Genomic DNA, 24,878 nt, shown 5'->3' with positions numbered 1-24,878 from the left:
GAACCGTTTAGGGCCTTGCCCGTCGCGTTGCCGTCACATGGGGAGAGGGGCATGTCGTCGCAAGTCCGGATCAGGCGCCTGACCGCGCTGGATATCCGCGGTCGCAAAGGGGGCGAGCCGATCGTCTCGCTGACCGCCTATACCGCGCCGCTGGCGGCGCTGGCGGACCGCCATTGCGATTTTCTGCTGGTCGGGGATTCGCTGGGCATGGTCGTGCACGGCCTCGACAGCACCGTGCCCGTCACCCTGGAGATGATGATCCTGCACGGGCAGGCGGCGATGCGCGGGGCGCAGCGCGCGCTGATCGTCGTCGACATGCCCTTCGGCAGCTATGAGGAGAGCCCGCAGCAGGCCTTCCGCAACGCCGCCCGCATCATGCAGGAGACCGGCTGCGGCGCGGTGAAGCTGGAGGGCGGCGGGCGCATGGCCCCGACCATCCGCTTCCTGGTCGAGCGCGGCATCCCGGTGATGGCGCATGTCGGGCTGACGCCGCAGGCGGTCAACGTGCTCGGCGGCTTCAAGGCGCAGGGGCGCGAGCGTGCCGAATGGCCGGCGATCATCGCCGATGCCGAGGCGGTTGCGGCGGCCGGCGCCTTCGCCGTGGTGCTGGAGGCGGTGGCCGAGCCGCTGGCAGCCGAGATCACCGGCAGGATCGCGGCCCCGACCATCGGCATCGGCGCCTCCGCCGCCTGCGACGGGCAGATCCTCGTGCTCGACGACATGCTCGGCCTGACCGGGCGCGTGCCGAAATTCGTCAAGCTGTTCGGAAACCTGACCGAGAACGTCGACAAGGCGGTGGCGGACTATGCCGCCGAGGTCCGCGCCCGGCGCTTCCCGGGGCCGGCGCAGGTCTACGCGGTAAAAGACTGAGCTGAAAACCCGCCGTCATTCCGGGGCTTCGCGGAGCGAAGAGCCCGGAACCCATGAACACGACGTTTATCGCGTCAATGCAACGCCTGTCGCGTCATCGTCGGGCGAGCATGACGGAACTGGAACAGTGTCGTGTTCATGGGTTCCAGGCTCAAGCCTTCGGCTTGCCCCGGAATGACGAATGCGGTTTTCGGGCGAACGCGGCGAGCGCTTAGCTCTGCGCCGCCAGCAGCCGGTTGATGAAGCCCTCGGTCGCGGCGCCGTTGATCCAGCGCAGCACCGCGACGATGTCGCGCTCAGGCTCGACCCAGATCACGTTGCTGCCGGCGCCGAGCGCCGAGAAGGCGGTTTCGGGAACGCCCGGCCGCGCCGCCGGCCCGCGCGCCAGCCACCAGAGATAGCCGTAATTGCCGAGCGTGGGGGAGGGCGTCAGCGAACGCTCGATCCAGTCGCGCGAGACGAGCTGCCGCCCGTTCCACTCGCCCCGGCGCGCCATCAGCAGGCCGAAGCGGGCATGGTCGCGCGCGCCGATGAACAGCCCGCCGCCCCAATGCCCACCCCCCGGCACCGACTGGATGCGCTTGCCGTCGATCTCGACGAACGAGGTGCCGTAACCTTCCCAGCGCCAGTCCGGCGAGGCGCCGATCGGGTCCATGATCCGCTCGCGCAGCACCTCGGGCAGCGGCCGGCGGAACAGCCGGAGCAGGGCGTAGGACAGCACGTTCACCCGCACGTCGTTGTATTCGTAGAGGCTGCCGGGCTGCTTGAGCTCGCGGCGCTGGCCCTTGCGGCTATTGTCGGCGCCGGGGCCGATCTGGCGGTTGTGGTCGACCTGGTCGGACTTGCCGAACAATTCGCCCTGCCACTCGCTCGACTGCTGCAGCAGATGCCGCCAGGCGATCCTGCCGTTATGCGGCCCGGCGAAGGCCGGATCGTCGACGCTCCGACCCACGGGCTCCTCGACGTCGCGGATCAGGCGATCGTCGAAGGCGATGCCGGCGAGCACCGAGAGATAGCTCTTGGCGATCGAGAAGGTCATGTCGGTACGGGCGGTGTCGCCCCATTCGGCGACGATGCGCCCGCCCTTCAGCACGAGCCCGGCCGGGCCGCCGCGCTCGCGCACCGGGCCGACGATCTCGGTCCAGGGGCCGGTCTCGTTCCACTCGACATTCCCGACATAGCTGCCGTCCGGATAGTACAGGCTGCGCGGCCAGGGGCTTTCGTTCGCCTGCGCGAAGGCGACCGCCTCGCCGAGGCGGCCTGCGTCGAAACCGGCCTCGGCCGGCGCGATCGTCGGCCAGGCGCTCCCATGCGGAGCCGGAACATGAGCTTGGGATAGGCCGGGCACGCTGTGATCCTTTCGAGGCAGGCAGATAGCGGTTTCGCCGAAAGCGCCGGGCGGCGCAAGGAAGCGCCATGGCTCCCTGCGCGAGCAGCGGGACCGTCATGCCGGCGCTGCGCTTCAAAATAGATGTAGATGCAATTATTGTTATTGCATCGAAAAGAGGGCGCATGGCTTCCGAAACAGCGAGGGAGATGATCGGCCGCACCGTCGCGCGTGCCGGCCGGCTGCTGCGGCGGGCGGTTGATCTCCGCTTGCAGGCGTTTGGCCTGACCGAAGCGACGTGGTTGCCGCTGCTGCATCTGTCGCGTGCGGCTGAGCCGATGCGCCAGAAGGATTTGGCCGCCTCGCTCAATCTCGACGGCTCGACTGTCGCCCGCCTGCTCGACGCTCTGCAGGCCGCGGCGCTGATCGAACGCCGCGAGGACGAGGCGGATCGCCGGGCCAAGACGATCCATCTGACCCCCGAGGCGGAAGACCTCGTCGCGCAGGTCGAGGCGATTTCGCGCGAGGTCCGGCTCGCCGCCATCCAAGGCATTCCCGATGAGGATATCGCGTGCACGGCGGCGGTCCTGGAGCGGATCTGCGCCGCGCTCACCACTCTTCCCGACAGAGATAACGCATGACGATGACGACCGACATATCTCCCCTGCGGGCCGCGATGGCGCGGCCCGCGCCGCTCTGGCTGCTGGCGCTGATCACCTTCAGCGGCACGCTCGCCATGCATGTCTTCGTGCCGGCCCTGCCGCTGGCGGCGCGCGATCTCGGCGCGAACGCCGGCTCGCTCCAGCTCACCATCAGCTTCTACATCCTCGGCCTCGCCTTCGGGCAGCTCTTCTACGGGCCGATCTCGGACCGCTTCGGCCGCCGCCCGGTCCTGATGGTTGGGCTCACGCTCTACACGCTCACCAGCATCGCCGCGGCGCTGACGCCGAGCGCGGAAGCCCTGATCGCCACGCGGCTGCTGCAGGCGCTGGGCGGCTGCGCCGGGCTCGTCCTCGGCCGGGCGATCGTGCGCGACGGCTCGGGCATGGCCGATTCGACCCGCCGGCTCGCCACCATGAACCTGATCGTCATCCTCGGGCCGGGCGTCGCGCCGCTGATCGGCACGGCCGTGTCGGAGACGCTCGGCTGGCGTGCGATCTTCGTCGGCCTCGCCGCGATGGGCGTCGCCAACCTGCTGCTGACCTGGCGCGTGCTGCCGGAAACGGCGCAGCCGGGCGCCGGCGTCGATTTCCGCTCGGTGCTGCGCGGCTATCGCCGCCTGCTGCGCTCGCCGGCCTTCCTCGGCTATGCCGTCGGCGGCAGCCTCGCCACCACGCCGATGTACGCCTTCATCAGCGCTGCGCCCTTCATCTTCACCAAGGATCTTGGCCGCCCGGCGCATGAGGTCGGTACCTATCTCGCCTTTGTCGTGGCCGGCGTCTGGCTCGGCAATCTCGGCTCCAGCCGCCTCGTCGGCCGCGTCCGCGTCGGCAGGCTCCTCATCGGCGGCAGCGCGCTCGGCCTCCTCGGCGCGCTGATCCTGCTGGCGGGCGCGGCGTCGGGCCATCTGAGCGTCGCCTCCGTCCTCGCCGGCGCCATGCTCTTCACCCTCGGGGCGGGCGTGGCCAGCGCCCCGGCGCTCGCCGAGGCGATGAGCGTCGATCCGCATCTGGCGGGCTCGGCCTCCGGCTTCTACGGCTTCATCCAGATGGCGATCGGCGCCTTCGCGACCTCGCTGGCGGGGCTGGGCGGCGTGCCGGCGCTCGGATCGGGGCTCGTGCTCACCGTCGCGGCGCTGGGCGCCCAGCTCTGCTTCGCGCTCGCCCTGCGCGCGAGCCGCCGCGCCGCCGTCCAGCGTCTCGCCGCGCTGCCGGAAGAGTGAGGCCCGACCGCGCGGTTTCGTGATGCCCGAGCCTTGCGCCCCGCCCGACTCGGGCCTATGAACCCGGCTTCAAATGACATCGCCAGCGCCGCTCTATCCGCACCGCCACCTGCTCGGCATCGAGGGGCTGTCCCATCTCGACATCGAGGGGCTGTTGGACCGGGCGGAGGATTATGTCGCGCTCTCCCGCCAGGTCGAGAAGAAGGCGGCGACCCTGCGCGGCCGCACCCAGATCAACCTGTTCTTCGAGCCCTCGACCCGGACGCAGGCCTCCTTCGAGCTTGCGGGCAAGCGCCTCGGCGCCGATGTGATGAACATGTCGGTCGCCTCTTCCTCGGTGAAGAAGGGCGAGACGCTGATCGACACCGCCGCGACGCTCAACGCGATGCGGCCCGACATCATCGTCGTGCGTCATCACGCCGCCGGCGCGGTCAACCTGCTCGCCCGCAAGGTGAGCTGCTCGGTGGTCAATGCCGGCGACGGCGCCCATGAGCACCCGACGCAGGCCCTGCTCGACGCGCTGACGATCCGCCGCAACAAGGGCCGCATCCAGGGGCTGACGGTGGCGATCTGCGGCGACATCCTGCATTCGCGCGTCGCCCGCTCCAATATCATCCTGCTGAATGCGCTCGGCGCGAAGGTCAGGCTGATCGCGCCCTCGACGCTGATGCCGCCGGGCATCGAGCGCATGGGCGTCGCGCTCTTCACCGACATGAACAAAGGGCTCGAAGGCGCCGACATCGTGATGATGCTGCGCCTCCAGCTCGAGCGCATGCATGGCGCCTTCGTGCCGTCCTCGAAGGAGTATTTCCGCTATTACGGGCTCGACCGCGAGAAGCTGGAGCGCGCCCAGCCCGATGCGCTGGTGATGCATCCGGGGCCGATGAATCGCGGCGTCGAGATCTCTTCGGAGGTGGCCGACGGCGCCCAGTCCCTGATCCGCGAGCAGGTCGAGATGGGCGTCGCGGTCCGCATGGCGGTGCTGGACGCGCTCGCGCAGCACCTGCCGAATGTCTGAGGTCGATGGCGGCCCCGCGCAACCGGCTGCTCGGAGCGTTGCGACGGGCGCGGTTCGTCCTGCTGGGGCTCTATCTCGTCGTGGCGGCCGGCTATCTCTGGGCCGATCCGCGCGCCGGCTGGACCTGGTTCATCGTCGTCGCCGGCGGCTCGCTCTGCTGTCTGCTCTGGTGGCTCGTCGCCCGCCAAAACTTCGTCTTCACGCGCCGTCCGGATGCTGACGGCAATGGAACCGGTCATGGCTGAAACGCAGGATATCGCCATCGTCAACGCCCGCCTGGTCGACCCGGCGACGGGGCGCGAGGGCGCGGGTGCGGTGCTGCTGCGCGACGGCGCGATCGCGGCCGTCGAATGGGGCGGGGCGCCCGCGACGGGCGAGGGCGTCCGGCGGCTCGACGCCAAGGGGCTGGTGCTCGCCCCGGGCCTGATCGATCTGCGCGCCTTTCTGGGCGAGCCCGGCGCGGAGTTCCGCGAGACGCTCGGCACCGGCTCGCATGCGGCGGCGGCCGGCGGCGTCACCACCATCGTCTGCCGGCCCGACACCGACCCGCCGATCGACGATCCGGCCATCATCGACTTCCTCAAGCGCCGCGCCCGCGACAAGGCGATCGTCAACGTGCTGCCCTCCGCCGCCCTGACCAAGGGGCTCGAAGGCCGGGAGATCACCGAATTCGGCCTGCTGCTGGAGGCCGGGGCGGTCGCCTTCGGCGATGGCGCCAGGGGCCTGCGCAACCCGCAGGTGATGCGCCGCGCCATGATCTATGCCGGCAATTTCGACGCCCTCATCATGAACCATGTCGAGGATCCGGAGCTGCGCGGCTCCGGCGTGATGAACGAGGGCGAGTTCGCCAGCCGCAAGGGTCTGCCGGGCATCCCGGCCGAGGCCGAGACCGTGATGCTGGAGCGCGACCTGCGCCTCGCCCGCGCCACCGGCGCCCGCTACCATGCCGCGATGATCTCCTGCGCGGACTCGGTCGAGCTGATGCGCCGCGCCAGGCAGGACGGGCTGCGCGTCACCTGCGGCGTCTCGATCAACAATCTCACCCTCAACGAGAACGACGTTGGCGACTACCGCACCTTCTGCAAGGTCTCGCCGCCGCTGCGCAGCGAGGATGAGCGCCTTGCGATGATCGCGGCGCTGGCCGAGGGCGTGATCGACGTCATCGTCTCCGACCACGACCCGCAGGACGTCGAGACCAAGCGCCAGCCCTTCGCCGAGGCTGCCGATGGTGCGCTCGGCATCGAGACCATGCTGCCGGCGGCGCTGCGGCTGGTGCAGGCCGGCCAGCTCGGACTGCCGCAACTGCTGGCGGCGCTATCGACCAGGCCGGCCGGGCTGCTCGGGCTCGCCGGCGGGCGGCTTGCAGCCGGAGCGCCGGCCGATCTCATTCTGCTCGATCCTGATGCGCCCTTCGTCGTCGACAAGCGCAAGCTGAAATCCCGCGCCAAGAACTCGCCCTTCGACGAGGCCCGCCTGCAGGGCATCGTCCAGACAACATTCGTCGGCGGCCGGGTGGTCTACGAGGCCGAGGCGGGCTGAGCGTCGGGCCGATCCGGTGCTTTTTCCGCGAGGTCATCCCGGGCAAGCGAAGCGCAGACCCGGGATCCATGCCCGAACCTTTCTCGGAAGCGCTCCGGCATGGATCCCGGATCGGCGCGGCTTCGCCGCTTGTCCGGGATGACAGCGCGCTTTCTATTCGTGAAAACGGATTCTATCCTGCCGGCGCTGGCCGGGGCGAGGGGACTGCATGGCTGAGACGTTGACCTGGAGCCTGTCCGGCTCCGCCACGCTGATCGCGCTCGTCGTCGGCTATCTCTTCGGCTCCATCCCCTTCGGCATCATCCTGACGAAGCTCGCCGGCGGGCCGGACCTGCGCAGCATCGGCTCGGGCAATATCGGCGCGACCAATGTGCTGCGCACCGGCAACAGGAAGCTCGCCGCCGCCACGCTGGTCGGCGACATGCTGAAGGGCACGGTGGCCGTGCTCGTCGCCTGGCACTGGCTCGGCGGGCCGCAGGCGGCGCTGGCGGCCGCGATCGGCGCCTTTTTGGGCCATCTCTTCCCGGTCTGGATCGGCTTCAGGGGCGGCAAGGGCGTCGCCACCTATCTCGGCGTGCTGATCGGCGTGAACGGCTGGATCGCGCTCGCCTTCGCCGCGATCTGGCTCGCGGTGGCCTGGCTTTCGCGCTATTCCTCGCTGTCGGCGCTGACGGCGAGCGTGCTGACGCCGCTCCTGCTCTGGTTTGTCGCCGGGATGCATCAGGCGGCGCTGGTCATGGCCGTCCTGACGCTGCTGCTCTGGGTCATGCACCGCACCAATATTTCCCGCCTGCTCGCCGGGAGCGAAGGCAAGATAGGCCAGAAGGGCTGAGGCGCATGGCGGCTGGCATCGTCCTTTCCGATCGCCAGCGCCTCGATTGGCTGAGGCTGATCCGCAGCGACGGCATCGGGCCGCGCAGCTTCCGTTCCCTGACGAACCGCTTCGGCGGCGCCGGCGCGGCGCTGGAGGCGCTGCCCGCCCTCGCGCGGCAGGCCGGGCGCGACATCCGCATCTGTCCGCTGGCCGAGGCCGAGCGCGAGATGGCCGGGCTGCTGCGCCTTGGCGGGCGCTTCGTCGCGCTCGGCGAAGCCGGCTACCCCCGCCCGCTCCAGGCGATCGACTCCGCCCCGCCACTGCTCGCGCTCATCGGCAACGCGGCGGTTCTCCAGCAGCCCGCCGTGGCCATGGTCGGCTCGCGCAACGCCTCGGCGGCCGGGCTCAGCTTGACCCGGCGGCTGGCCGGCGGGATCGGGAATGCGGGCTTCGCCATCGTTTCCGGTCTCGCCCGCGGCATCGACACCGCCGCCCATGAGGCGAGCCTCGCCACCGGCACCGTCGCCGTGCTGGCCGGCGGGCTCGACCGGATCTACCCGCCGCAGAACAGCGGGCTCGCCGCGCGCATCGCGACCGAGGGCGCGCTGGTCAGTGAGATGCCGCTCGGATGGGAGCCGCGCGGGCGCGACTTCCCGCGCCGCAACCGCATCGTCTCGGGGCTGGCGCTCGGCACTGTCGTCGTCGAGGCGGCCCGCCGCTCCGGCTCGCTCATCACCGCGCGCTTCGCCAACGAGCAGGGCCGGCAGGTCTTCGCGGTGCCGGGCTCGCCGCTCGATCCCCGCGCCGAGGGCGGCAACCATCTGATCCGCGAGGGTGCCACGCTCTGCGCCGCCGCCGCGCATGTCGTCGAGGCGCTGCAGCCTATGCTCGCGGGTCCCGGCGAGCGCTTCGATCCGCCGCGCGCGCTGCGCGAGGAGCCCGCGCCGGAGGCGGAGGAGCCGCTCTGGGACGAGCTTGACCTGCCCGATATCGACCGGCCGCCGCGCGCCGCGGCGCAGCCGGCCGGGCCCGGCCGCTTTCCGCCGCCTCCCCCGGCCGCGGACGGGATGGGAGCGGTGGGGGATCTTGGCCCGCAACTGCTCGGCCTGCTCAGCCCCACCCCGATCGCGCTGGACGAGCTGGTCCGGGCGAGCGGACGCCCGGCGCGGGAGGTCGGGCAGGCGCTGGCCGAACTCGAGCTGGCGGGCGCCGTGCTGCGCCATCCGGGCGGCGGGCTTTCGCGCGGCCCGGGCTGAGCGCCGCGGGGGCCGGCTCAGGAGGCGAGCTCGCGCTCCGCGATGATCTCGATCTGGGCGGAGGCTTCGATCCGGGCCATCTCGAGGAAATAGGACAGGGTGTCGAGCTTGACGGCGCGCGCCATCAGACGCAGTTCCGCGGCCATGCCTTCGATGAAGGTCGCGGCCTCCAGCGCCGAAAGCGGATGCTCCGGCAGCGTCGCTTGCCGTTCGGCCTCGTCATAGGGAAGGATTGTCTTGGCTGGGGTCATCGCAGAGAGGCTCCCTCACCCGTTGGACGCCGGACAGCCCGCGTTTCGGCTCCAATCGGCGATACAACTATAGAGTGTATATCTTAAAAAATACAAGTTTACGTATCGCAGGTTCCGGCGGCCGCCGACCGCTCGGGCAGAGGCTGGGGGGAGCTTCCTCGCGCATGCTTTCGCGGAAAGGCAGCGCGCTCTAGCCGAGCAGGAAGACGGCGGCGGGCAGGGTGGCGAGCGCGAGCACGGTCTGCAGGGTGGTGATCTCGGCCATCAGCGGGGCGTCGCCGCCGAGGTCGCGGGCCAGGAAATAGGCGGCGGTCGCGGTCGGGACGGCGCCGGCGATGATCGTCATCGTCAGCGCGGGGCCGGAGACGCCGAGCTGGCGGGCGAAGAGCCAGGCGAGCAGCGGCATCGCCACCAGCTTCAGCAGCACCGCCGCGCCATGGGCGAGGCTCGGCCGCGCCAGCCTCTTCAGGTCGAGCCCGGCTCCGACCACCAGCAGCCCGATCCCGAGCGAGGCCCGGCCCAGCACGTCGAGATAGCCGATGAAGGCGGCAGGCAGCAGCCCCTGCGCCGGATTCAGCGCCAGCCCCAGCGCCGAGGACCATATGAAGGGGTTGTAGAGGATCGAGCGCAGGGTCGCGCCCGCGCTCATCGGCCGGCCATTGGCGAAGCGGGCGAGCGCCAAGACGCAGATCACGTTCAGCAGCGGGATCATCGCGGCGACGGCGATCGCCATCAATGTCGCGCCGGTGCGGCCGAGCAGGCCGGAGGCGAGCGCCAGCGCGACGAAGGTGTTCCAGCGCACCGAGCCTTGGAAGACCGAGGTGAAGGCCGGGCCGCCGATGCCGGCGCGCGCCAGCAGCGGCCGCGCCAGCAGCAGGAGGGCGGCGACGGAGAGGATGGCGAGGACGAGGCTCAGCCCCATCGCCAGCACCGGCAGGTTGCCGAGATCGGCGGTCGCCAGCGTCGCGATGACGACCGCCGGAAACAGCACCTGATAGGTCAGCCGCTCGACGCCGATCCAGTGCTCCGGCGCCACGATCCCGCGGATCTTCAGGCACCAGCCCGTCGCGATGACGAGGAAGACGGCGATCAGGCTGTCGAGCATGAGGGGTTGGAACTCGGCTGGTCGGGTCGGAAGGAACAACGGCCGGGCCTGGCCGTTGTGGTCTGATGGAACGCCGGCCTGTCCCTCTCATGGCGCGCCGCCCGCGGGCAAGGGCCTTGCCGTGCGGTCGCATCTGCCCCTGCCGCAATGCCGCCGCGATTGGTTCAGGTCCCATTCAAGCGCGACGGGGCAGGGTGTCCGCGAGGTTCGGGCATCGTCCCGGGAAAGGAGATGTCGCCATGATGTCTTTCAGGAAGAAATGGATTGTCGCCCTGACCGCGGCCGGCGTCGCGGCGGGCAGCCTGGCCGTGCCGGCGATGGCGCAGGAGCGTCGCTCCTTCGATCCCGCCCGGCTCGACAAGACGCAGGCGGAATACAGCCAGTACCGTTACCGCGGCTATCGCGGCGGCTGGCGCGGTCCGTCCCGCGGCGCGGCGATCGCGGCCGGCGTCGGCCTCGGCATCCTCGGTGCGGCCGCCGCCGCGGCGAGCACCCGCTCCTACGACCCCTATTATGACGGCTATTACGCCGCTCCGGTCTATGCGCCGCCCCCGCCGCCCGTCTATGTGGCCCCGCGCTATTACGCGCCCTATGGCTATTACGCGCCCTACGACTTCCGCGACCATCGCTGAGGTCGGGAGACGTCCTGCTGTGCGGCCCGCGCTCCGGCGCGGGCCGTTTGCGTTTCAGGCCTCGTCGTCCTCGTCCGCGGGCTGCAGGCGCAGCAGCCGGTCGAGCGCGCCTTGCAGGATGTAGGCCGCCGCCATCTTGTCGACCACGGCGGCGCGCTTGGCGCGCGAGGCATCGGCGTCGAGCAGGGTGCGCGTCACGGCCAGCGTCGACATCCGCTCGTCCCAGAACGCGATCGGCAGGCCGGTCAGCGGCGCGAGATTGCGCACGAAGGCCCGTGTCGACTGCACGCGCGGCCCTTCGCTGCCGTCCATGTTGAGCGGCAGGCCGATCACCAGCCCGGCGACCCGATGTTTGTCCGCGATCTTGAGCAGGGCGGCGGCGTCGAGCCCGAACTTGACGCGCTGGATGGTTTCCAGCGGCGTGGCGATGCGGCGCTCGACATCGGACAGGGCGAGCCCGATCGTCTTGGTGCCGAGGTCGAGCCCGAGCAGCCGGGCATGGGCCGGCAGGGCGAGGAAGTGCTCGAGCGGGACGAGGGCGCTGGTCATCCCCGCGCGGTACCACGCCCGCGCGGCGCAGGCGAGCGCTTGCGGCGCGAAGGGGGGCGTCGCGCCGGGCGAATGGCGGTTCCGGCGCAGGACGCGCGCCGCAGCGGTCGCCGCCCGCCGCCGACCGCTCTATCCTCGTTCCCTCCGGCGGACTCGCCGCGACATAAGGAACATGGCGGCCCATGCCAGCGTCGATCTCGCTGCGAATACCCGACAGAGCCCTGCTCGACGCCTATGAGGCTGCGCTGCGCGGCGGCTGGTCGCCGAACACCACGCGCGATGTCGCGCCGGAGCAGCTTGCCGCCATCGCCGCCGATCCCGATGCCTTCCTCGCCGAGATCCGGGGCGGGCCGGGCCGCGTGCGCCTGCCGGATGGCCGGGAGGTCGATCGCATCCCCGGGCCGACGCGCTGGATCTTCGCCGAGGACCGGCCGGAGCGGCCCTTCATCGGCTCGATCAACCTGCGCTGGCAGGAGGATGCCGAAGGCCGGCCGATGCTGGCCCTGCCCGAGCATGTGCTCGGCCATATCGGCTACACCATCCTGCCGGCCTTCGCCGGCCATGGCTACGCCACCGCCGCGCTCGCGGCGATGCTGGGCGTGGCGCGTGAGGCCGGGCTGCCGGACGTCATCATCACCTGCGACGAGGCCAACCACGCCTCGCGCCGCGTCATTGAGAAGAATGGCGGGCGGCTGGTCGAGACCTTCGTCGCGCCGCTCTATGGCCCGGCTAGGCGTCTGCGTTTCATGCTCGGCACCGCCGCGCCGTGATCGGCCTCGGCAGCCGCGGGTGAAGCGATAAGTGAAGCTGTGAACGGAAGCGATTCGGTTCATTGAAGAATCGTCCGCGCCTGGATAGGCTCGAATTATGTGTCGCGTCATCTCGGACAAGCCGCGCCAGCGGCGCCGATCCGGGATCCATGCCTGAACTTCTTGCGGAAATGCTCAGGCATGGATCCCGGGTCTTCGCTTCGCTCCGCCCGGGATGACCGGTCCGCGAGGAGCTCCTCACAGGAGCGCGAAGCGGTCGACATCGACCAGCCCCTTGTCGGTGATCTTCAGATGCGGGATCACCGGCAGCGTCAGGAAGGCGACCTGCAGGAAGGGCTCGGCCAGCACGACGCCGAGCGCCTTCGCCGCGGCGCGCAGCCTTTCGAGATCGCGCCGCACCGTCTCGAAGGGCTCCTCGCTCATCAGCCCCGCGACCGGCAGCGCCAGCTCCGCCACGACCGTGCCGCCATCGGCCACCGCGAAGCCGCCGCCGGTCTCGATCAGCCGGTTGGCCGCGGCCGCCATCGAGGCCTCGTCGACGCCGACGACGCAGAGATTATGGCTGTCATGCCCGACCGAGGAGGCGATGGCGCCGCGCTTCATGCCGAAGCCATGGACGAAGCCGGTGGCGATGCCGCCATTCCGGCCGTGGCGCTCGATCACCGTGACCTTGACGGCGTCCTGCGCGGGATCGGGCAGGGCCTCTCCGTCGCGCGTAGGCAGGCTCATCGCGAGCCGTTCGGTGATGATCCGCCCCGGCACCACCCCGATCACCGGCGTCTCGCCCGTGCGCGCCTTCACGCGAAAATCCTCCGGCGTGACAGGCCGGCATTTCACGCTGCCATGCCCGACCGCGGGAACCTCCGCCCGGCCTTCGAACAGCCCGTCCTCGACCAGCCTTCCGCCGCTGAAGACCCGGCGCACCGAGCAGGCGGCGAGGTCCTCGACCAGCACGATGTCGGCACGCTTGCCGGGCCCGATGAAGCCGCGATCGGCGAGGCCGAAGATGCGGGCCGCCGAGAGCGAGGCGATGCGGTAGGTCGCCAGCACATCCGCGCCGTTGGCGATGGCGGTGCGGATCATGTAGTCGAGATGGCCTTCCTCGCCGATGTCGAGCGGGTTGCGGTCATCGGTGCAGAAGGCGAGGAAGGGCGAGGCGTCGCGCGAGATCAGCGGGATCAGCGCATGCAGATCCTTCGAGACCGAGCCCTCGCGGATCAGGATCGCCATGCCCTTGGCGAGCTTTTCGCGGGCTTCCGCGGCGGTGGTGGTCTCGTGGTCGGTGCGGATGCCGGCGGCGAGATAGGCGTTGAGGTCGAGCCCGCGCACCAGCGGCGCATGGCCGTCGATATGGCGCTGGGAGAAGGCTTCGAGCTTGGCGAGGCAGCCCGGGTCGCGGTGGATCACGCCGGGAAAGTTCATGAACTCGGCGAGCCCGATGACCTTGGGATGGTCCATCAGCGGCGTCAGGTCGGCGGCCTCGAGCTGGGCACCGGCGGTTTCCAGATGCGTCGCCGGCACGCAGCTCGACAGGTTGACGCGCAGATCCATCCGCATCGCCTCGGCTGAGGCGAGGAAATAGCGGATGCCCTCGGTGCCGAGAACATTGGCGATCTCGTGCGGGTCGCAGATCGCCGTGGTGACGCCGTGCGGCAGCACGCAGCGCTCGAACTCGAACGGCGTCACCAGCGAGGATTCGATGTGCAGATGCGTGTCGATGAAGCCCGGCACGGCGATCAGCCCGGCGGCATCGACGACGCGCTTGCCTTCGTAGCGGCCATAGGTGCCGACGATGGTGTCGCCGCAGATGGCGATGTCGCTCTCGCTCAGGTCGCCGGTGACGAGGTCGAGGAGCCGCGCGCCCCTGATGACGAGATCGGCCGGTTTGTCGCCATGGCCCTGCGCGATCCGGCGGGCGAGTGTGGCGGCGTCGGTCATGGGAGGTTTCCGTTCCGTGGTCATGGGCATCAGCCTGCATGGGCGATCCCAGCTTGTCGATACCGCTCCAACCCGGTCATCCCGGGCAAGCGGCTTCAGCCGCGCCGACCCGGGATCCATGCCTGAACGTTCGTCGGATTGCGCCGCCTGCAGCCCGCTTAGCTGACGAAGGTTCCGGCATGGATCCCGGGTCTGCGCTTCGCTCCGCCCGGGATGACCCGCGTATGGAGCAGGAATGTGGATCTACATTCTCGCAAGCCAGAAAAACGGCACCCTCTATGTCGGCGTGACCAACAGCCTCTCCCGGCGTGTCGGCGAGCATCGCGATGGCCATGGCTCCGAATTTGCGCGCCGTTATGGCGTCGCGCGTCTGGTCTATGCCGAGCACTATGATGATCCCGCCGAGGCCATCGCGCAGGAGAAGCGTGTCAAGCATTGGCGGCGGAGCTGGAAGGTAGAGCTCATCGAGCGTGCCAATCCCGATTGGAATGATCTATACCGGACGGCACATCTCGATTGATACGCACGTCCCTGGAGACCCCGCATGAAGCTCACCTGGTACGGCCATTCCGCCTTCCGCGCCGAGATCGACGGCGCCGTCATCCTGATCGACCCGTTCTTCACCGGGAACCCGGCCTTCGAGGGCGATGTCGCGGCGATCTCCGAGGGCGTGAGCCATATCGTCGTCACCCACGGCCATGGCGACCATGTCGGCGACACGCTCGCCATCGCCGGGAAGACCGGCGCGGTCGTCATCACCAATTACGACCTCGCCATGCACCTCGCCTCGAAGGGGCTGAAGACATTCCAGCCGATGAACACCGGCGGCACCGTCGATCTCGGCCCGTTCAGCGTCACGCTCACCCGGGCCGACCATTCGGCCGGCATGGGCGAGGCCGGCGTTTCCGTCCCGGTCGGCAGCCCCAACGGCGCGATCATCAAGGCCAAGGGCGAGAAGACGCTCTGGCATATGGGCGACACCGACATCTTCTCCGACATGGCGCTGCTCAGCGAGATCCACGGCGTCGAGGCCTGCATCTGCCCGATCGGCGATCGCTTCACCATGGGCGGCAAGGTCGCGGCGCTCGCCATGAGCCGTTTCGTCAAGCCGAAGCTCGCGATCCCGAGCCATTACGGCACCTTCCCGATCATCGACCAGAACGCCGACCTGTTCGTCGCGGGGCTGGAAGGCAGCGGCATCAAGGTCGTGGTGCCGAAGAAGGGCGAGGCCTTCGTGATCTGACCGCGTTGCCCCGCGGTCGTCCGGGCGACCGCGGGGAGACGCGGGATCCCTGCCGGAGCGTTTCCGGTAAGGTTCGGGCATGGATCCCGGATCGGCGCGGCTTCGCCGCTTGTCCGGGATGACGGCTCGGTTCAGTAAGCACTTACTTATTTGCCAAACCCTCTGCTATAGCGCGGCGAACGCATCTCAGGCGCGCCAGCCCGCGCCTCATTCAGGAGCCCGCCATGTCGGTCGATCTCGCCACCGTCAAACGCGTCGCGCATCTGGCGCGCATCGCCGTGCCGGAGGCCGATCTGCCTAAGCTGCAAGGCGAGCTCAACGCCATCCTCGGCTTCGTCGAGCAGTTGAACGAGGTCAATGTCGAGGGCGTCGAGCCGATGACCTCGGTCACGCCGATGGCGATGAAGCTGCGCGAGGACGTGGTCACAGACGGCGGGATCGCGGAGAAGATCGTCGCCAACGCCCCGGCCTCCGAGGACAATTATTTCATGGTGCCGAAGGTGATCGAATAGGCGCATCGCTTCGCCTGCGTTCCCGTCATTGCGGGCGCAGCGAGGCACTCCAGCGTCGTAGAGCTCTACGTCCGCCTGGATGGCTTCGTCGCTTTGCCCCTCGCAATGACGGCTTCGATCCGCCCGACCGTATAGATGCTGGATAGTCCCGTGACCGATCTCACCCGCCTGACGCTGACCGAGGCCCGCGACGGCCTGAAAGCCAAGAGCTTCTCCGCCACCGAGCTGACGAAGGCCCATATCGCCGCCGTCGAGAAGGGCCGCGCGCTCAACGCCTATGTGCTCGAAACGCCGGAGCATGCCCTGAAGCAGGCCGCCGCCTCCGACGAGAAGCTGGCGAAGGGCGAGGCCCGCCCGCTCGAAGGCCTGCCGCTCGGCATCAAGGACCTTTTCGCCACGCAGGGCGTGCGCACCACCGCCTGTTCGAAGATCCTTGGCAATTTCGTGCCGCCCTATGAATCGACCGTGACGAGCCAGCTCTGGCGCGACGGCGCGGTGATGCTCGGCAAGCTCAACAACGACGAGTTCGCCATGGGCTCGTCGAACGAGACCTCGGCTTTCGGCAATGTCGTCAACCCGTGGCGGCGCAAGGGCTCCAACGTCTCGGCCGGGCAGGGCGGCGCCGTCGAGGGCAACCATCTCGTGCCGGGCGGCTCCTCGGGCGGCTCGGCCGCGGCCGTCGCCGCCGATCTCTGCCTCGCCGCCACCGCGACCGATACCGGCGGCTCGATCCGCCAGCCGGCCGCCTTCACCGGCACGGTCGGCATCAAGCCGACCTATGGCCGCTGCTCGCGCTGGGGCACGGTGGCCTTCGCCTCCTCGCTCGACCAGGCCGGGCCGATCGCCAAGACGGTGCGCGACGCGGCTGTCATGCTGCGCTCCATGGCCGGCCACGATCCGAAGGACACCACCTCGGTCGACCTGGCGGTGCCGGATTACGAGGCGGCGGTCGGCCGCTCGGTCAAGGGCATGAAGATCGGCATTCCGAGGGAATACCGGCTCGACGGGCTCAACCCGGAGATCGACGCGCTCTGGCAGCAGGGCATCGAATGGCTCAGGGCCGCCGGCGCCGAGATCGTCGAGATCGCGCTGCCGCACACCAGATACGCCCTGCCGGCCTATTACATCGTCGCTCCGGCGGAAGCCTCGTCCAACCTCGCCCGCTATGACGGCGTCCGCTATGGCCTGCGCGAGCAGGGCAGGGACATCGTCGAGATGTACGAGAAGACCCGCGCCGCCGGCTTCGGCGCCGAGGTCAAGCGCCGCATCATGATCGGCACCTATGTCCTCTCGGCCGGCTATTACGACGCCTATTACCTGCGCGCCCAGAAGGTCCGCACCCTGATCAAGCGCGATTTCGAGACGGTCTACGCGCAGGGCATCGACGCGGTGCTGACGCCGGCGACGCCGTCCGCCGCCTTCGGCATCGGCGAGAAGGGCTCGGCCGACCCGGTCGAGATGTACCTCAACGACATCTTCACGGTGACGGTGAACATGGCGGGCCTGCCTGGCATCGCCGTGCCGGCCGGGCTCGACGAGCAGGGCCTGCCGCTCGGCCTGCAGCTCATCGGCCGGCCCTTCGACGAGGAGACGCTGTTCGCGCTCGGCGCGGCGATCGAGCAGGCGGCGGGCCGCTTCCCGGTCGCCGAGCGCTGGTGGGGCTGAGCCGGCTTCGGCTTGAGGCCGCGCCGTCATTCCGGGGCGGGCCGTAGGCCCGAGCCCGGACCGCATGAATACCTCGGTTTATCGAAAAGGCGCCGAATCAGCCTTTTAGTCCGATCTCGTGTTCAGGGGTTCCGGGCTCTTCGCTGACGCGAAGCCCCGGAATGACGGGGCGGTTCGTGTCATGCCGGCACCTACTCGATGGGGGTGCGGGCAACCTTCCAGGGAGACGGCGATGATCTTCAGCCGCGCCATGGCCTATGCCTGCCTGACGGTGCTCGCCGGCATCCTCGCCGTCGTCGCCGTGCTGATGATCCTGCTGACGATCGTGCAGATCGCGCGCGGGGAGGCGGTTCCCGAGCCGGTCGCCAGGGCCGTCGGCACCGTCATCGCCGCCGGCCTCGCATTCCTCTGCCGGGCGGTGGCGAAGCGCCTGGTCTGACCGGCTCCGGCCGGAATTCGCCGCCGGGAGCTCGGCTGCGCGCAGAAGAGAGACGAAAAAAGGGGCCGCGGCGCGGCCCCTTTCCTGTTGGCGATCCGGCTGTTCGCGCCCTCAATGCGCCGCTGTCGGCGCGGTCGGCGGCTGGACCTGCGCCTTGCGCTTCGTCCCGCGCAGATCCGCCAGCCAGCGCACCATCACGTAGAAGACCGGCGTGAAGATCAGGCCGAAGAAGGTCACGCCCAGCATGCCGGCGAACACCGCGATGCCCATCGCCTGGCGCATCTCGGCGCCGGCGCCGATCGAGACGGTCAGCGGCAGCACGCCGAGGATGAAGGCCATCGAGGTCATCAGGATCGGGCGCAGGCGGGTGCGGGCGGCGGCGATGGCGGCGTCGCGCCGGTGCATGCCTTCCTCCTCCGCCTGCTTGGCGAACTCGACGATCAGGATCGCGTTCTTCGCCGCCAGGCCGACGAGCACCACCAGGCCGATATCGACCAGGATGTTGCGGTCGAGATTGGCGTAGTTCACCCCGAACATCGCCGCCAGGATGCACATCGGCACGATCAGGATGACCGCCAGCGGCAGCAGCCAGCTCTCGTAGAGCGCCGCCAGCAGCAGGAAGACGAAGACCACGGCCAGGCCGAAGGCGATGATCGCCGTATTGCCCGCGAGCTTCTCCTGCAGCGCGATCTCGGTCCATTCGAAGCCGAACCCTGCCGGCAGGCGCTCCTTGGCGATCTGCTCGACCGCCGCGATGCCCTGGCCGGTCGAATAGCCGTGCTTCATCGAGAGCTGGACCTCCGCCGCCGGGTAGAGGTTGTAGCGCGGCACGCGATAGGCGCCGGTCGTGTCCTTGAAGGAGGCGACCGAGCCGATCGGCACCATCTCGCCATCCGCGTTGCGGGTCTTGAGATTGGCGACGTCGCGCGTGGTCAGGCGGAACGGGTTGTCGGCCTGCGCCGTCACCCGGTAGGTCCGGCCCAGCAGGTTGAAGTCGTTGACATAGGCCGAGCCCATATAGATCGACAGCGTCTCGAAGATGCGGGTGATCGGCACGCCGAGCATCTCCGCCTTGGTGCGGTCGATATCGGCGTAGATCTGCGGCGTCTTGGTCGAGAATAGGGTGAAGGGCTGCACGATGAAGGGCAGTTGCCCGGCCGAGCCGGCGACCGTCCAGGCCGCGCCCTCGAGCGCCGCGAGGCCGCGCCCGCCGCGGTCCTGCACATAGCCCTTGAGGCCGCCGCCATTGCCGATGCCGGAGATCGCCGGCGGCTCGATCACCAGGGTGAAGGCCTCGGCGATGCCGAACATCTGCTGGCGCAGGTCGTTGAAGATGCCCTGCGTCGTCAGGCCCTGCGCCTCGCGCTCCTTGAACGGGGTCAGCGAGACGAAGGCCACAGCCGCGTTCGGCGCGATGGTGAAGGTCGCGCCGTCGAGGCCGGCGAAGGCGACGGTATGCGCCACGCCGGGCCGCGACTGCAGCAGGTCGTTGGCCTTGCGCAGCGCCGCGTCGGTCCGCTCCAGCGAGGCGCCCGGCGGCAACTGCATCGCGACGATGAAGTAGCCGCGGTCGAGCTGCGGCACGAGGCCGGTCGGCGTCTGGACCAGGCGCTGGGCGGTGAGCGCGATCAGGCCGGCATAGACGATGAGCAGGATCACCGCGAGCCGGATCAGCCGCGAGGTGACGCGCCCATAGCTGTGCGACAGCCAGTCGAAGGCGGCGTTGAAATAGTGGAAGAACCACCGCACCGGCGCGCCCAGCCGGTAGAGGAAGCCGTGCGGCTCGTGCTCGCCATGCTGCTTGTGCGGCTTCAGCAGGATCGCCGACATGGCGGGCGAGAGCGTCAGCGAGACGAAGCAGGAGATCGCCGTCGAGGCCGCGATGGTCACGGCGAACTGCTGGTAGAACGTGCCCTGCAGGCCGCTGATGAAGGCGGTTGGGATGAACACGGCGCAGAGCACCAGCGCGATCGCGAGCAGCGCGCCGCCGACCTCGTCCATGGTCTTGTGCGCGGCCTGCGCCGGCGTCATGCCCTGGGCGAGATAGCGCTCGACGTTCTCGACCACGACGATGGCGTCGTCGACGACGATGCCGATCGCCAGCACCAGCGCGAGCAGCGAGATCGTGTTGAAGGAGATGCCGATCGCGCTCATCACCAGGAAGGTGCCGACCAGCGAGACCGGGATCGCCACGATCGGGATCAGCGCGGCGCGCCAGGTCTGCAGGAACAGGATCACCACGATGACGACGAGGACGATGGCCTCGAGCAGCGTGTGGACCACGGCGTTGACCGATTCCGCGATGAACTCGGTCGGGTTGTAGATGATGCGGTGCTCGAGGCCGGGCGGGAAGTCCTTCGACATCGAGGCCATCGTCGCGATCAGCGCGTCCGAGGTCGCGAGCGCGTTCGAGCCCGGCCGTTGGAAGACGCCGATGGCGACGGTGTTCTGGTTGTCGAGATAGGCGTTCGAGGTGTAGTCCTGCGAGCCGAGCTCGACCCGCGCCACGTCGCGCACCCGGATGGTGCCGCCATCGGCGTCGGAGCGCACGACGATGTTCTCGAACTCCGAGACGTTGGTCAGGCGGCCGAGCGTGTTCACCGCGAGCTGGAAGGCCTCGTTCGACTTGGCCGGCGGCTGGTTCAGCGCACCGGCCGCGACCTGCACGTTGGCGGCCCTGAGCGCGGCGACGACGTCGCTCGCCGTCAGGTTGCGCGCCGCGACCTTGGCGGGGTCGAGCCAGATGCGCATCGAGAAGTCGCGGGCGCCGAAGACCTGCACGTCGCCAACGCCGTCGACGCGGGTCAGCACGTCCTTCACATAGAGCGAGGCGTAGTTGGAGATGTATTGCGGGTCGCGCGATCCATCCGGCGAGATCATGTTGATGACCATCAGGAAGTCGGGCGAGGCCTTGCGCACCTGGATGCCGAGCGCGCGCACGTCCTGCGGCAGGCGCGGCTCGGCCTGCGAGACGCGGTTCTGCACCAGCACCTGCGCCTGGTCGATATCGGTGCCGGCCTTGAAGACGACGTTGATCTGCACCACGCCGTCGCCGGTCGACTGCGAGGTGATGTAGAGCATGTCGTCGACGCCGTTCACCTCCTGCTCGATCGGCGTCGCCACCGTGGCGGCGACCGTCTCGGCCGAGGCGCCGGGATAGGTGGCGCGGATCGACACCGTGGGCGGCGCGATCTCGGGATATTCGGCGATCGGCAGCGTGCGCATCGCGATCGCGCCGGCGATCGTCAGCAGCACCGAGAGCACGGTGGCGAAAATCGGCCTGTCGATGAAGAAATGGGTGAAGCGGAACATGGAAGCTTCCTGTCCGGAAAAGGCGGGCGGGCGCCGCGAGGCGCCCTGAGGGTCGTGGCGGGGCCGCGAGGAGCGGCCCCGACGCCGTTCAGTTCGTGGTCGCGAGCTTGATCTCGCCGGGCTGCGGCGTGACCGCCACGCCGGGGCGGACCATCGGGTTGGCGTTGCCGCCGACGATGACCTTGTCCTGCGCGGTCAGGCCGGCGCGGACCACGCGCAGGCCCTGGCTGATCGGCCCGAGCTCGACGACCTTCGGCACCACCTTGTTCTCCGGGCCGACGGTCAGCACCACCTTGTGCGCCTGGTCCGAGGCGATCACTGAGTCAGGCACCAGCAGCGCCTCGGCCTCGCCGGCATAGAAGCGCAGCCGGCCGAACACGCCCGGCGTCAGGAACTGGTCCTTGTTGTCGAACACGGCGCGGCCGCGGATCGTGGCCGAGCGGGCGTTGACCGCGTTGTCGAGGAAGTTGACCGTGCCCTTGTGGGTCCATTCGGTCTCGTCGGCCAGCCGGACCTGGACCGGCGTGCCGGTGTTGCGGCTGGCGCTGTCGCGGACGTTGGCGATGCGGGCATAGCGCAGATAATCCGCCTCCGAGACGTCGAAGGTGAAGTAGATCGGGTCGACCGCGACGATGGTCGTCAGCAGCGTCGCGCCCGACTGGCCGCCGGCGATCAGGTTGCCCGGGTCGACGCGGCGGTTCGAGATCCGCCCCGAGAGCGGCGCGCGCACCTCGGTCCATTCGAGGTTGAGCTCGGCGTTCTTCAGATTGGCCTCGGCGCCCTGCAGGGTGCCGATCGCGCTGTTCAGGTTGGCGCGGCGCTGGTCGACGTCGCGGGCGGTGATGGTGCGGTTCTGGGTCAGGCCCTCGGCGCGCTCGACCTCGTTCTGGGCGAGCTCGACCTGCGCCTTGGCGCGCGCGACATCGGCGCGCGCCACATCGACTGCCAGTTTGTAGGGACGCTGATCGATGGTAAAGAGGAGGTCGCCCTTCTGGATCAGCGAGCCGTCGCGGAAATGGACGTTCTCGATGAAGCCGGAGACGCGCGCGCGCACCTCGACCTGGTCGCTGGCCTCGAAGCGGCCGGTATATTCGTCCCAGTTGGTGATGCGCTTGGCGAGCGGGGGCGCGATCTGGACCGGAGGCGCCGGCGGGGCGCCCTGGGCCGCGGCTTCCGACGCGGGGAGGCCGGTCGAAGCAGCAATGGCAGCAAGCGCCAGGCCGATGAAACGGCTGCGTGACATGGGGGAACTCCGAAATAGCTGGCCGGCGCAACCCTGTCGGTTTTGCGGCCTTGGCCGCAAGAAGGGTGTCCTAGTGACGAATGTCAAGATCCATCACCCGTCAAAATCCGTGATGGGACGACGATTACGCCATGTTCCCGCCATCGGGTTGCAGGAGCGCAACGCCCCAGGCCCGCTCCGAGGCTCGCGATGGCAGGCTCCGGCGCAACGGAAGCTTGCCGCACGCGCGCCGACATCGTAACGCGTAGGCAATCGCTGAAGCCGGAAGAGACCAGATGAACGCGCATGTCCGCCCCGCCGACCCGAAGAAGCTGATCAAGGGCGCGACCGGGGACTGGGAAGTGGTGATCGGCATGGAGATCCATGCCCAGGTCACCTCCAACGCCAAGCTCTTTTCCGGCGCCTCCACCGGCTTCGGCGCCGAGCCGAACGCGCATGTCAGCCTCGTCGACGCGGCGATGCCGGGCATGCTGCCGGTGATCAACGCCGAATGCGTCCGCCAGGCGGTGCGCACGGGCCTCGGCCTCAATGCGCAGATCAACAGGCGTTCGGTCTTCGACCGCAAGAACTATTTCTATCCCGATCTGCCGCAGGGCTACCAGATCAGCCAGTACAAGAGCCCGATCGTCGGCGAGGGCGAGATCGTCGTCGATCTCTCGCCGACCGAGCAGATCACCGTCGGCATCGAGCGGCTGCATCTCGAGCAGGATGCGGGCAAGTCGATCCACGACCAGCACCCGACCATGAGCTTCGTCGACCTCAACCGCTCGGGCGTGGCGCTGATGGAGATCGTCTCCCGGCCCGATCTGCGCTCCTCGGAGGAGGCGAAGGCCTTCGTCTCCAAGCTGCGCACCATCCTGCGCTATCTCGGCACCTGCGACGGCGACATGGAGAAGGGCAATCTGCGCGCCGACGTGAACGTCTCGGTCCGCCGGCCGGGCGAGCCCTATGGCACGCGCTGCGAGATCAAGAACGTCAACTCGATCCGCTTCATCGGCCAGGCGGTCGAGGCGGAGGCGCGCCGCCAGATCGGCATCATCGAGGATGGCGGCACCATCGACCAGGAGACCCGCCTCTACGATCCCGGCAAGGGCGAGACCCGCTCGATGCGCTCCAAGGAGGAGGCGCACGACTACCGCTATTTCCCCGATCCGGACCTGCTGCCGCTCGAATTCGACGACGCCTTCGTCGCGAATCTGAAAAGCGCGCTGCCGGAGCTGCCGGACGCCAAGAAGGCTCGCTTCATCGCGGAATACGGGCTTTCGCCCTATGACGCCTCGGTGCTGGTCGCCGAGCGCGAGCAGGCCGATTACTTCGAGGCCGTCGCCAAGGGCCGCGACGGCAAGGCCGCCGCCAACTGGGTGATCAACGAGCTGTTCGGCCGCCTCAACAAGGAAGGCAAGGACATTGCCGCCTCGCCGGTTTCGGCCGCGCAGCTCGGCGGCCTCGTCGATCTGATCGGCGAGGGCACGATCTCCGGCAAGATCGCCAAGGATCTGTTCGAAATCCTCTGGACCGAAGCAGCAAGCGGACCTTTGGACCCGCGCCAGATCGTCGAGGCCCGTGGCATGAAGCAGGTCACCGACACCGGCGCGATCGAGAAGGCGGTCGACGAGATCATCGCGGCCAATCCCGACAAGGTCGAGCAGGTCAAGGCCAAGCCGACCATGCTGGGCTGGTTCGTCGGCCAGGCGATGAAGGCCTCGGGCGGCAAGGCCAACCCGCAGGCGCTCAACGAGATCCTGAAGAAGAAATTGGGCATCTGACTTTGACCAGCGGCGCGGGAAACACGCCGTCATTCCGGGGCTTCGCGTCAGCGAAGAGCCCGGAACCCATGAACACGGTTGGCGCAAGACGGGCTGGACCCGTTCGCGCTTTTCCGCGACGGCCGGTGTTCATGGGTTCCGGGCTCGCGCCTGCAGCGCGCCCCGGAATGACGGCGCGCTTCTTTCGCCTCTTGAGCCCATGACCCCCGCCGATCTCGTCATCCGCGATGCCGAAGCCGCCGATATCGCGGCGGTCAGGGCGCTTCTGGTCGAGACCTGGCATGCCACCTATGACGGCATCTATGGCTGGCGGCGCGTCGCCGAGATCACCAATGCCTGGCACTCGCTGGAGAATCTGCACAGTCAGCTCGGCTGCGAGGAAGGCGTCTTCCTGGTCGGGCTCCTCGGCGAGCAGATCGTCGCGACGGCCTCCGCCCGCTCCGAGCGAGACGGCGCGGCGCTGCTGACCCGGCTCTATGTCCTGCCGGCCTGGCAGGGCGTCGGCATCGGCCGCACGCTGCTGCAGGTCGCGCTCGCCTGCTTTCCGCTGGCGCCGGTCGCCCGGCTCGAGGTCGAGAGCCAGAACGAGCCGGCGATCGCCTTCTACGAGCGCATGGGCTTCTTCCTGCAGCGCCAGGCCCGCTTCGACGGGCGCGACGACACCCCCAACACCCTGCTGATGGCAAAACGCCTCTTCGTCGAATGAGCCGCCATCGCCTCAACCCTTGCCCGAGCCGAAAGCCGAAG

24 protein-coding genes are annotated in these 24,878 nt (G+C 69.1%); 17 read left to right on the top strand and 7 right to left on the bottom strand.

Annotation, left to right across the window (positions count from 1 at the left end; genetic code table 11):
* Window positions 1–51 precede the first annotated feature (51 nt).
* Entirely contained in the window at window positions 52–870 is an 819-nt protein-coding gene (gene panB / locus ACWH43_RS13465; protein ID WP_158448110.1) for a 3-methyl-2-oxobutanoate hydroxymethyltransferase, read from the top strand.
* 211 nt (window positions 871–1,081) lie between these two features.
* Here the strand turns inward: panB and ACWH43_RS13460 are convergent, their stop codons facing one another.
* The gene (locus tag ACWH43_RS13460) at window positions 1,082–2,218 is read right to left on the bottom strand and encodes a serine hydrolase domain-containing protein (RefSeq protein ID WP_260349453.1); all 1,137 of its coding nucleotides are present in this window, start codon (window positions 2,216–2,218) and stop codon (window positions 1,082–1,084) included.
* A gap of 164 nt (window positions 2,219–2,382) precedes the next feature.
* Between ACWH43_RS13460 and ACWH43_RS13455 the strand changes: the two genes are divergently transcribed.
* The 7 genes from ACWH43_RS13455 to dprA all read left to right on the top strand — a co-directional run bounded on the left by ACWH43_RS13455 (window position 2,383) and on the right by dprA (window position 8,706).
* Window positions 2,383–2,838, top strand: a complete 456-nt coding sequence (locus ACWH43_RS13455) for a MarR family winged helix-turn-helix transcriptional regulator (protein WP_158445612.1) — start codon at window positions 2,383–2,385, stop codon at window positions 2,836–2,838.
* Entirely contained in the window at window positions 2,835–4,079 is a 1,245-nt protein-coding gene (locus ACWH43_RS13450; protein WP_260349455.1) for a multidrug effflux MFS transporter, read from the top strand. The genes ACWH43_RS13455 and ACWH43_RS13450 overlap by 4 nt, the downstream gene beginning before the upstream one ends.
* A 73-nt stretch (window positions 4,080–4,152) precedes the next feature.
* Entirely contained in the window at window positions 4,153–5,097 is a 945-nt protein-coding gene (locus ACWH43_RS13445; protein WP_158445611.1) for an aspartate carbamoyltransferase catalytic subunit, read from the top strand.
* Window positions 5,098–5,102: 5 nt separating this feature from the next.
* Complete coding sequence (locus tag ACWH43_RS13440) at window positions 5,103–5,342, top strand: hypothetical protein (RefSeq protein ID WP_158445610.1); 240 nt, start codon at window positions 5,103–5,105, stop codon at window positions 5,340–5,342.
* Window positions 5,335–6,636 carry a dihydroorotase gene (gene pyrC / locus ACWH43_RS13435; protein WP_158448109.1) on the top strand — a complete coding sequence of 434 codons (1,302 nt, stop codon included), beginning with the start codon at window positions 5,335–5,337 and terminating at the stop codon, window positions 6,634–6,636. The genes ACWH43_RS13440 and pyrC overlap by 8 nt, the downstream gene beginning before the upstream one ends.
* Before the next feature lie 208 nt (window positions 6,637–6,844).
* Window positions 6,845–7,468 (top strand): glycerol-3-phosphate 1-O-acyltransferase PlsY, encoded by a 624-nt coding sequence (plsY, locus tag ACWH43_RS13430; RefSeq protein ID WP_158445608.1) that lies wholly within the window; start codon window positions 6,845–6,847, stop codon window positions 7,466–7,468.
* Window positions 7,469–7,485: 17 nt separating this feature from the next.
* Window positions 7,486–8,706 (top strand): DNA-processing protein DprA, encoded by a 1,221-nt coding sequence (dprA, locus tag ACWH43_RS13425; RefSeq protein WP_158445616.1) that lies wholly within the window; start codon window positions 7,486–7,488, stop codon window positions 8,704–8,706.
* 17 nt (window positions 8,707–8,723) lie between these two features.
* On the opposite strand, the gene ACWH43_RS13420 is transcribed toward dprA, so the two are convergent.
* Together ACWH43_RS13420 and ACWH43_RS13415 are read right to left on the bottom strand one after the other, a co-directional pair.
* Window positions 8,724–8,957 (bottom strand): hypothetical protein, encoded by a 234-nt coding sequence (locus tag ACWH43_RS13420; protein WP_158445607.1) that lies wholly within the window; start codon window positions 8,955–8,957, stop codon window positions 8,724–8,726.
* Window positions 8,958–9,147: 190 nt separating this feature from the next.
* Window positions 9,148–10,062 (bottom strand): AEC family transporter, encoded by a 915-nt coding sequence (locus ACWH43_RS13415; RefSeq protein WP_158445606.1) that lies wholly within the window; start codon window positions 10,060–10,062, stop codon window positions 9,148–9,150.
* A gap of 239 nt (window positions 10,063–10,301) precedes the next feature.
* On the opposite strand from ACWH43_RS13415, the gene ACWH43_RS13410 reads away from it, so the two are divergent.
* On the top strand, window positions 10,302–10,694 hold the full coding sequence (locus tag ACWH43_RS13410) for a hypothetical protein (RefSeq protein WP_158445605.1): 393 nt from the start codon (window positions 10,302–10,304) through the stop codon (window positions 10,692–10,694).
* A gap of 54 nt (window positions 10,695–10,748) precedes the next feature.
* Here ACWH43_RS13410 and ruvX read toward each other — a convergent pair whose 3' ends face one another.
* The gene (gene ruvX, locus ACWH43_RS13405) at window positions 10,749–11,243 is read right to left on the bottom strand and encodes a Holliday junction resolvase RuvX (RefSeq protein ID WP_158445604.1); all 495 of its coding nucleotides are present in this window, start codon (window positions 11,241–11,243) and stop codon (window positions 10,749–10,751) included.
* A gap of 182 nt (window positions 11,244–11,425) precedes the next feature.
* Between ruvX and ACWH43_RS13400 the strand changes: the two genes are divergently transcribed.
* Window positions 11,426–12,013, top strand: a complete 588-nt coding sequence (locus tag ACWH43_RS13400) for a GNAT family N-acetyltransferase (RefSeq protein WP_158445603.1) — start codon at window positions 11,426–11,428, stop codon at window positions 12,011–12,013.
* Between the two features lie 237 nt (window positions 12,014–12,250).
* Here the strand turns inward: ACWH43_RS13400 and ade are convergent, their stop codons facing one another.
* Entirely contained in the window at window positions 12,251–13,951 is a 1,701-nt protein-coding gene (gene ade / locus ACWH43_RS13395; RefSeq protein WP_158445602.1) for an adenine deaminase, read from the bottom strand.
* 235 nt (window positions 13,952–14,186) lie between these two features.
* Here ade and ACWH43_RS13390 point away from each other — a divergent pair, with 235 nt between their 5' ends.
* From ACWH43_RS13390 to ACWH43_RS13370, 5 genes are all read left to right on the top strand, one after another.
* On the top strand, window positions 14,187–14,471 hold the full coding sequence (locus tag ACWH43_RS13390; protein ID WP_158445601.1) for a GIY-YIG nuclease family protein: 285 nt from the start codon (window positions 14,187–14,189) through the stop codon (window positions 14,469–14,471).
* Between the two features lie 24 nt (window positions 14,472–14,495).
* The gene (locus ACWH43_RS13385; protein ID WP_158445600.1) at window positions 14,496–15,194 is read left to right on the top strand and encodes a metal-dependent hydrolase; all 699 of its coding nucleotides are present in this window, start codon (window positions 14,496–14,498) and stop codon (window positions 15,192–15,194) included.
* Window positions 15,195–15,418: 224 nt separating this feature from the next.
* Window positions 15,419–15,706 (top strand): Asp-tRNA(Asn)/Glu-tRNA(Gln) amidotransferase subunit GatC, encoded by a 288-nt coding sequence (gene gatC / locus ACWH43_RS13380; RefSeq protein ID WP_158445599.1) that lies wholly within the window; start codon window positions 15,419–15,421, stop codon window positions 15,704–15,706.
* A 150-nt stretch (window positions 15,707–15,856) separates the two neighbouring features.
* Window positions 15,857–17,371, top strand: a complete 1,515-nt coding sequence (gene gatA / locus ACWH43_RS13375; RefSeq protein ID WP_158445598.1) for an Asp-tRNA(Asn)/Glu-tRNA(Gln) amidotransferase subunit GatA — start codon at window positions 15,857–15,859, stop codon at window positions 17,369–17,371.
* A 232-nt stretch (window positions 17,372–17,603) separates the two neighbouring features.
* On the top strand, window positions 17,604–17,810 hold the full coding sequence (locus ACWH43_RS13370) for a hypothetical protein (protein ID WP_158445597.1): 207 nt from the start codon (window positions 17,604–17,606) through the stop codon (window positions 17,808–17,810).
* 111 nt (window positions 17,811–17,921) lie between these two features.
* On the opposite strand, the gene ACWH43_RS13365 is transcribed toward ACWH43_RS13370, so the two are convergent.
* Together ACWH43_RS13365 and ACWH43_RS13360 are read right to left on the bottom strand one after the other, a co-directional pair.
* Window positions 17,922–21,122, bottom strand: coding sequence for an efflux RND transporter permease subunit (locus tag ACWH43_RS13365; protein WP_448153508.1), 3,201 nt, complete (start codon window positions 21,120–21,122; stop codon window positions 17,922–17,924).
* A gap of 88 nt (window positions 21,123–21,210) precedes the next feature.
* Entirely contained in the window at window positions 21,211–22,365 is a 1,155-nt protein-coding gene (locus ACWH43_RS13360; RefSeq protein WP_158445595.1) for an efflux RND transporter periplasmic adaptor subunit, read from the bottom strand.
* 275 nt (window positions 22,366–22,640) lie between these two features.
* Between ACWH43_RS13360 and gatB the strand changes: the two genes are divergently transcribed.
* Window positions 22,641–24,131 (top strand): Asp-tRNA(Asn)/Glu-tRNA(Gln) amidotransferase subunit GatB, encoded by a 1,491-nt coding sequence (gene gatB / locus ACWH43_RS13355; RefSeq protein WP_158445594.1) that lies wholly within the window; start codon window positions 22,641–22,643, stop codon window positions 24,129–24,131.
* 199 nt (window positions 24,132–24,330) lie between these two features.
* Window positions 24,331–24,837 (top strand): GNAT family N-acetyltransferase, encoded by a 507-nt coding sequence (locus ACWH43_RS13350; RefSeq protein WP_158445593.1) that lies wholly within the window; start codon window positions 24,331–24,333, stop codon window positions 24,835–24,837.
* Window positions 24,838–24,878: the final 41 nt, after the last annotated feature.

This window comes from Allobosea minatitlanensis, assembly GCF_964020775.1.
The sequence above is the reverse complement of the archived record's forward strand: the minus strand, read 5'-3'. Positions and strand labels throughout refer to the sequence as shown.

Bases quoted from the DNA above. Each gene is read 5' to 3' on its own strand.
- panB (WP_158448110.1), top strand. From the start codon at position 52: ATGTCGTCGCAAGTCCGGATCAGGCGCCTGACCGCGCTGGATATCCGC.
- ACWH43_RS13455 (WP_158445612.1), top strand. From the start codon at position 2,383: ATGGCTTCCGAAACAGCGAGGGAGATGATCGGCCGCACCGTCGCGCGT.
- ACWH43_RS13450 (WP_260349455.1), top strand. From the start codon at position 2,835: ATGACGATGACGACCGACATATCTCCCCTGCGGGCCGCGATGGCGCGG.
- ACWH43_RS13445 (WP_158445611.1), top strand. From the start codon at position 4,153: ATGACATCGCCAGCGCCGCTCTATCCGCACCGCCACCTGCTCGGCATC.
- ACWH43_RS13440 (WP_158445610.1), top strand. From the start codon at position 5,103: ATGGCGGCCCCGCGCAACCGGCTGCTCGGAGCGTTGCGACGGGCGCGG.
- pyrC (WP_158448109.1), top strand. From the start codon at position 5,335: ATGGCTGAAACGCAGGATATCGCCATCGTCAACGCCCGCCTGGTCGAC.
- plsY (WP_158445608.1), top strand. From the start codon at position 6,845: ATGGCTGAGACGTTGACCTGGAGCCTGTCCGGCTCCGCCACGCTGATC.
- ACWH43_RS13420 (WP_158445607.1), bottom strand. From the start codon at position 8,957: ATGACCCCAGCCAAGACAATCCTTCCCTATGACGAGGCCGAACGGCAA.
- ACWH43_RS13415 (WP_158445606.1), bottom strand. From the start codon at position 10,062: ATGCTCGACAGCCTGATCGCCGTCTTCCTCGTCATCGCGACGGGCTGG.
- ACWH43_RS13410 (WP_158445605.1), top strand. From the start codon at position 10,302: ATGATGTCTTTCAGGAAGAAATGGATTGTCGCCCTGACCGCGGCCGGC.
- ruvX (WP_158445604.1), bottom strand. From the start codon at position 11,243: ATGACCAGCGCCCTCGTCCCGCTCGAGCACTTCCTCGCCCTGCCGGCC.
- ACWH43_RS13400 (WP_158445603.1), top strand. From the start codon at position 11,426: ATGCCAGCGTCGATCTCGCTGCGAATACCCGACAGAGCCCTGCTCGAC.
- ade (WP_158445602.1), bottom strand. From the start codon at position 13,951: ATGACCGACGCCGCCACACTCGCCCGCCGGATCGCGCAGGGCCATGGC.
- ACWH43_RS13390 (WP_158445601.1), top strand. From the start codon at position 14,187: ATGTGGATCTACATTCTCGCAAGCCAGAAAAACGGCACCCTCTATGTC.
- ACWH43_RS13385 (WP_158445600.1), top strand. From the start codon at position 14,496: ATGAAGCTCACCTGGTACGGCCATTCCGCCTTCCGCGCCGAGATCGAC.
- gatC (WP_158445599.1), top strand. From the start codon at position 15,419: ATGTCGGTCGATCTCGCCACCGTCAAACGCGTCGCGCATCTGGCGCGC.
- ACWH43_RS13370 (WP_158445597.1), top strand. From the start codon at position 17,604: ATGATCTTCAGCCGCGCCATGGCCTATGCCTGCCTGACGGTGCTCGCC.
- ACWH43_RS13365 (WP_448153508.1), bottom strand. From the start codon at position 21,122: ATGTTCCGCTTCACCCATTTCTTCATCGACAGGCCGATTTTCGCCACC.
- ACWH43_RS13360 (WP_158445595.1), bottom strand. From the start codon at position 22,365: ATGTCACGCAGCCGTTTCATCGGCCTGGCGCTTGCTGCCATTGCTGCT.
- gatB (WP_158445594.1), top strand. From the start codon at position 22,641: ATGAACGCGCATGTCCGCCCCGCCGACCCGAAGAAGCTGATCAAGGGC.
- ACWH43_RS13350 (WP_158445593.1), top strand. From the start codon at position 24,331: ATGACCCCCGCCGATCTCGTCATCCGCGATGCCGAAGCCGCCGATATC.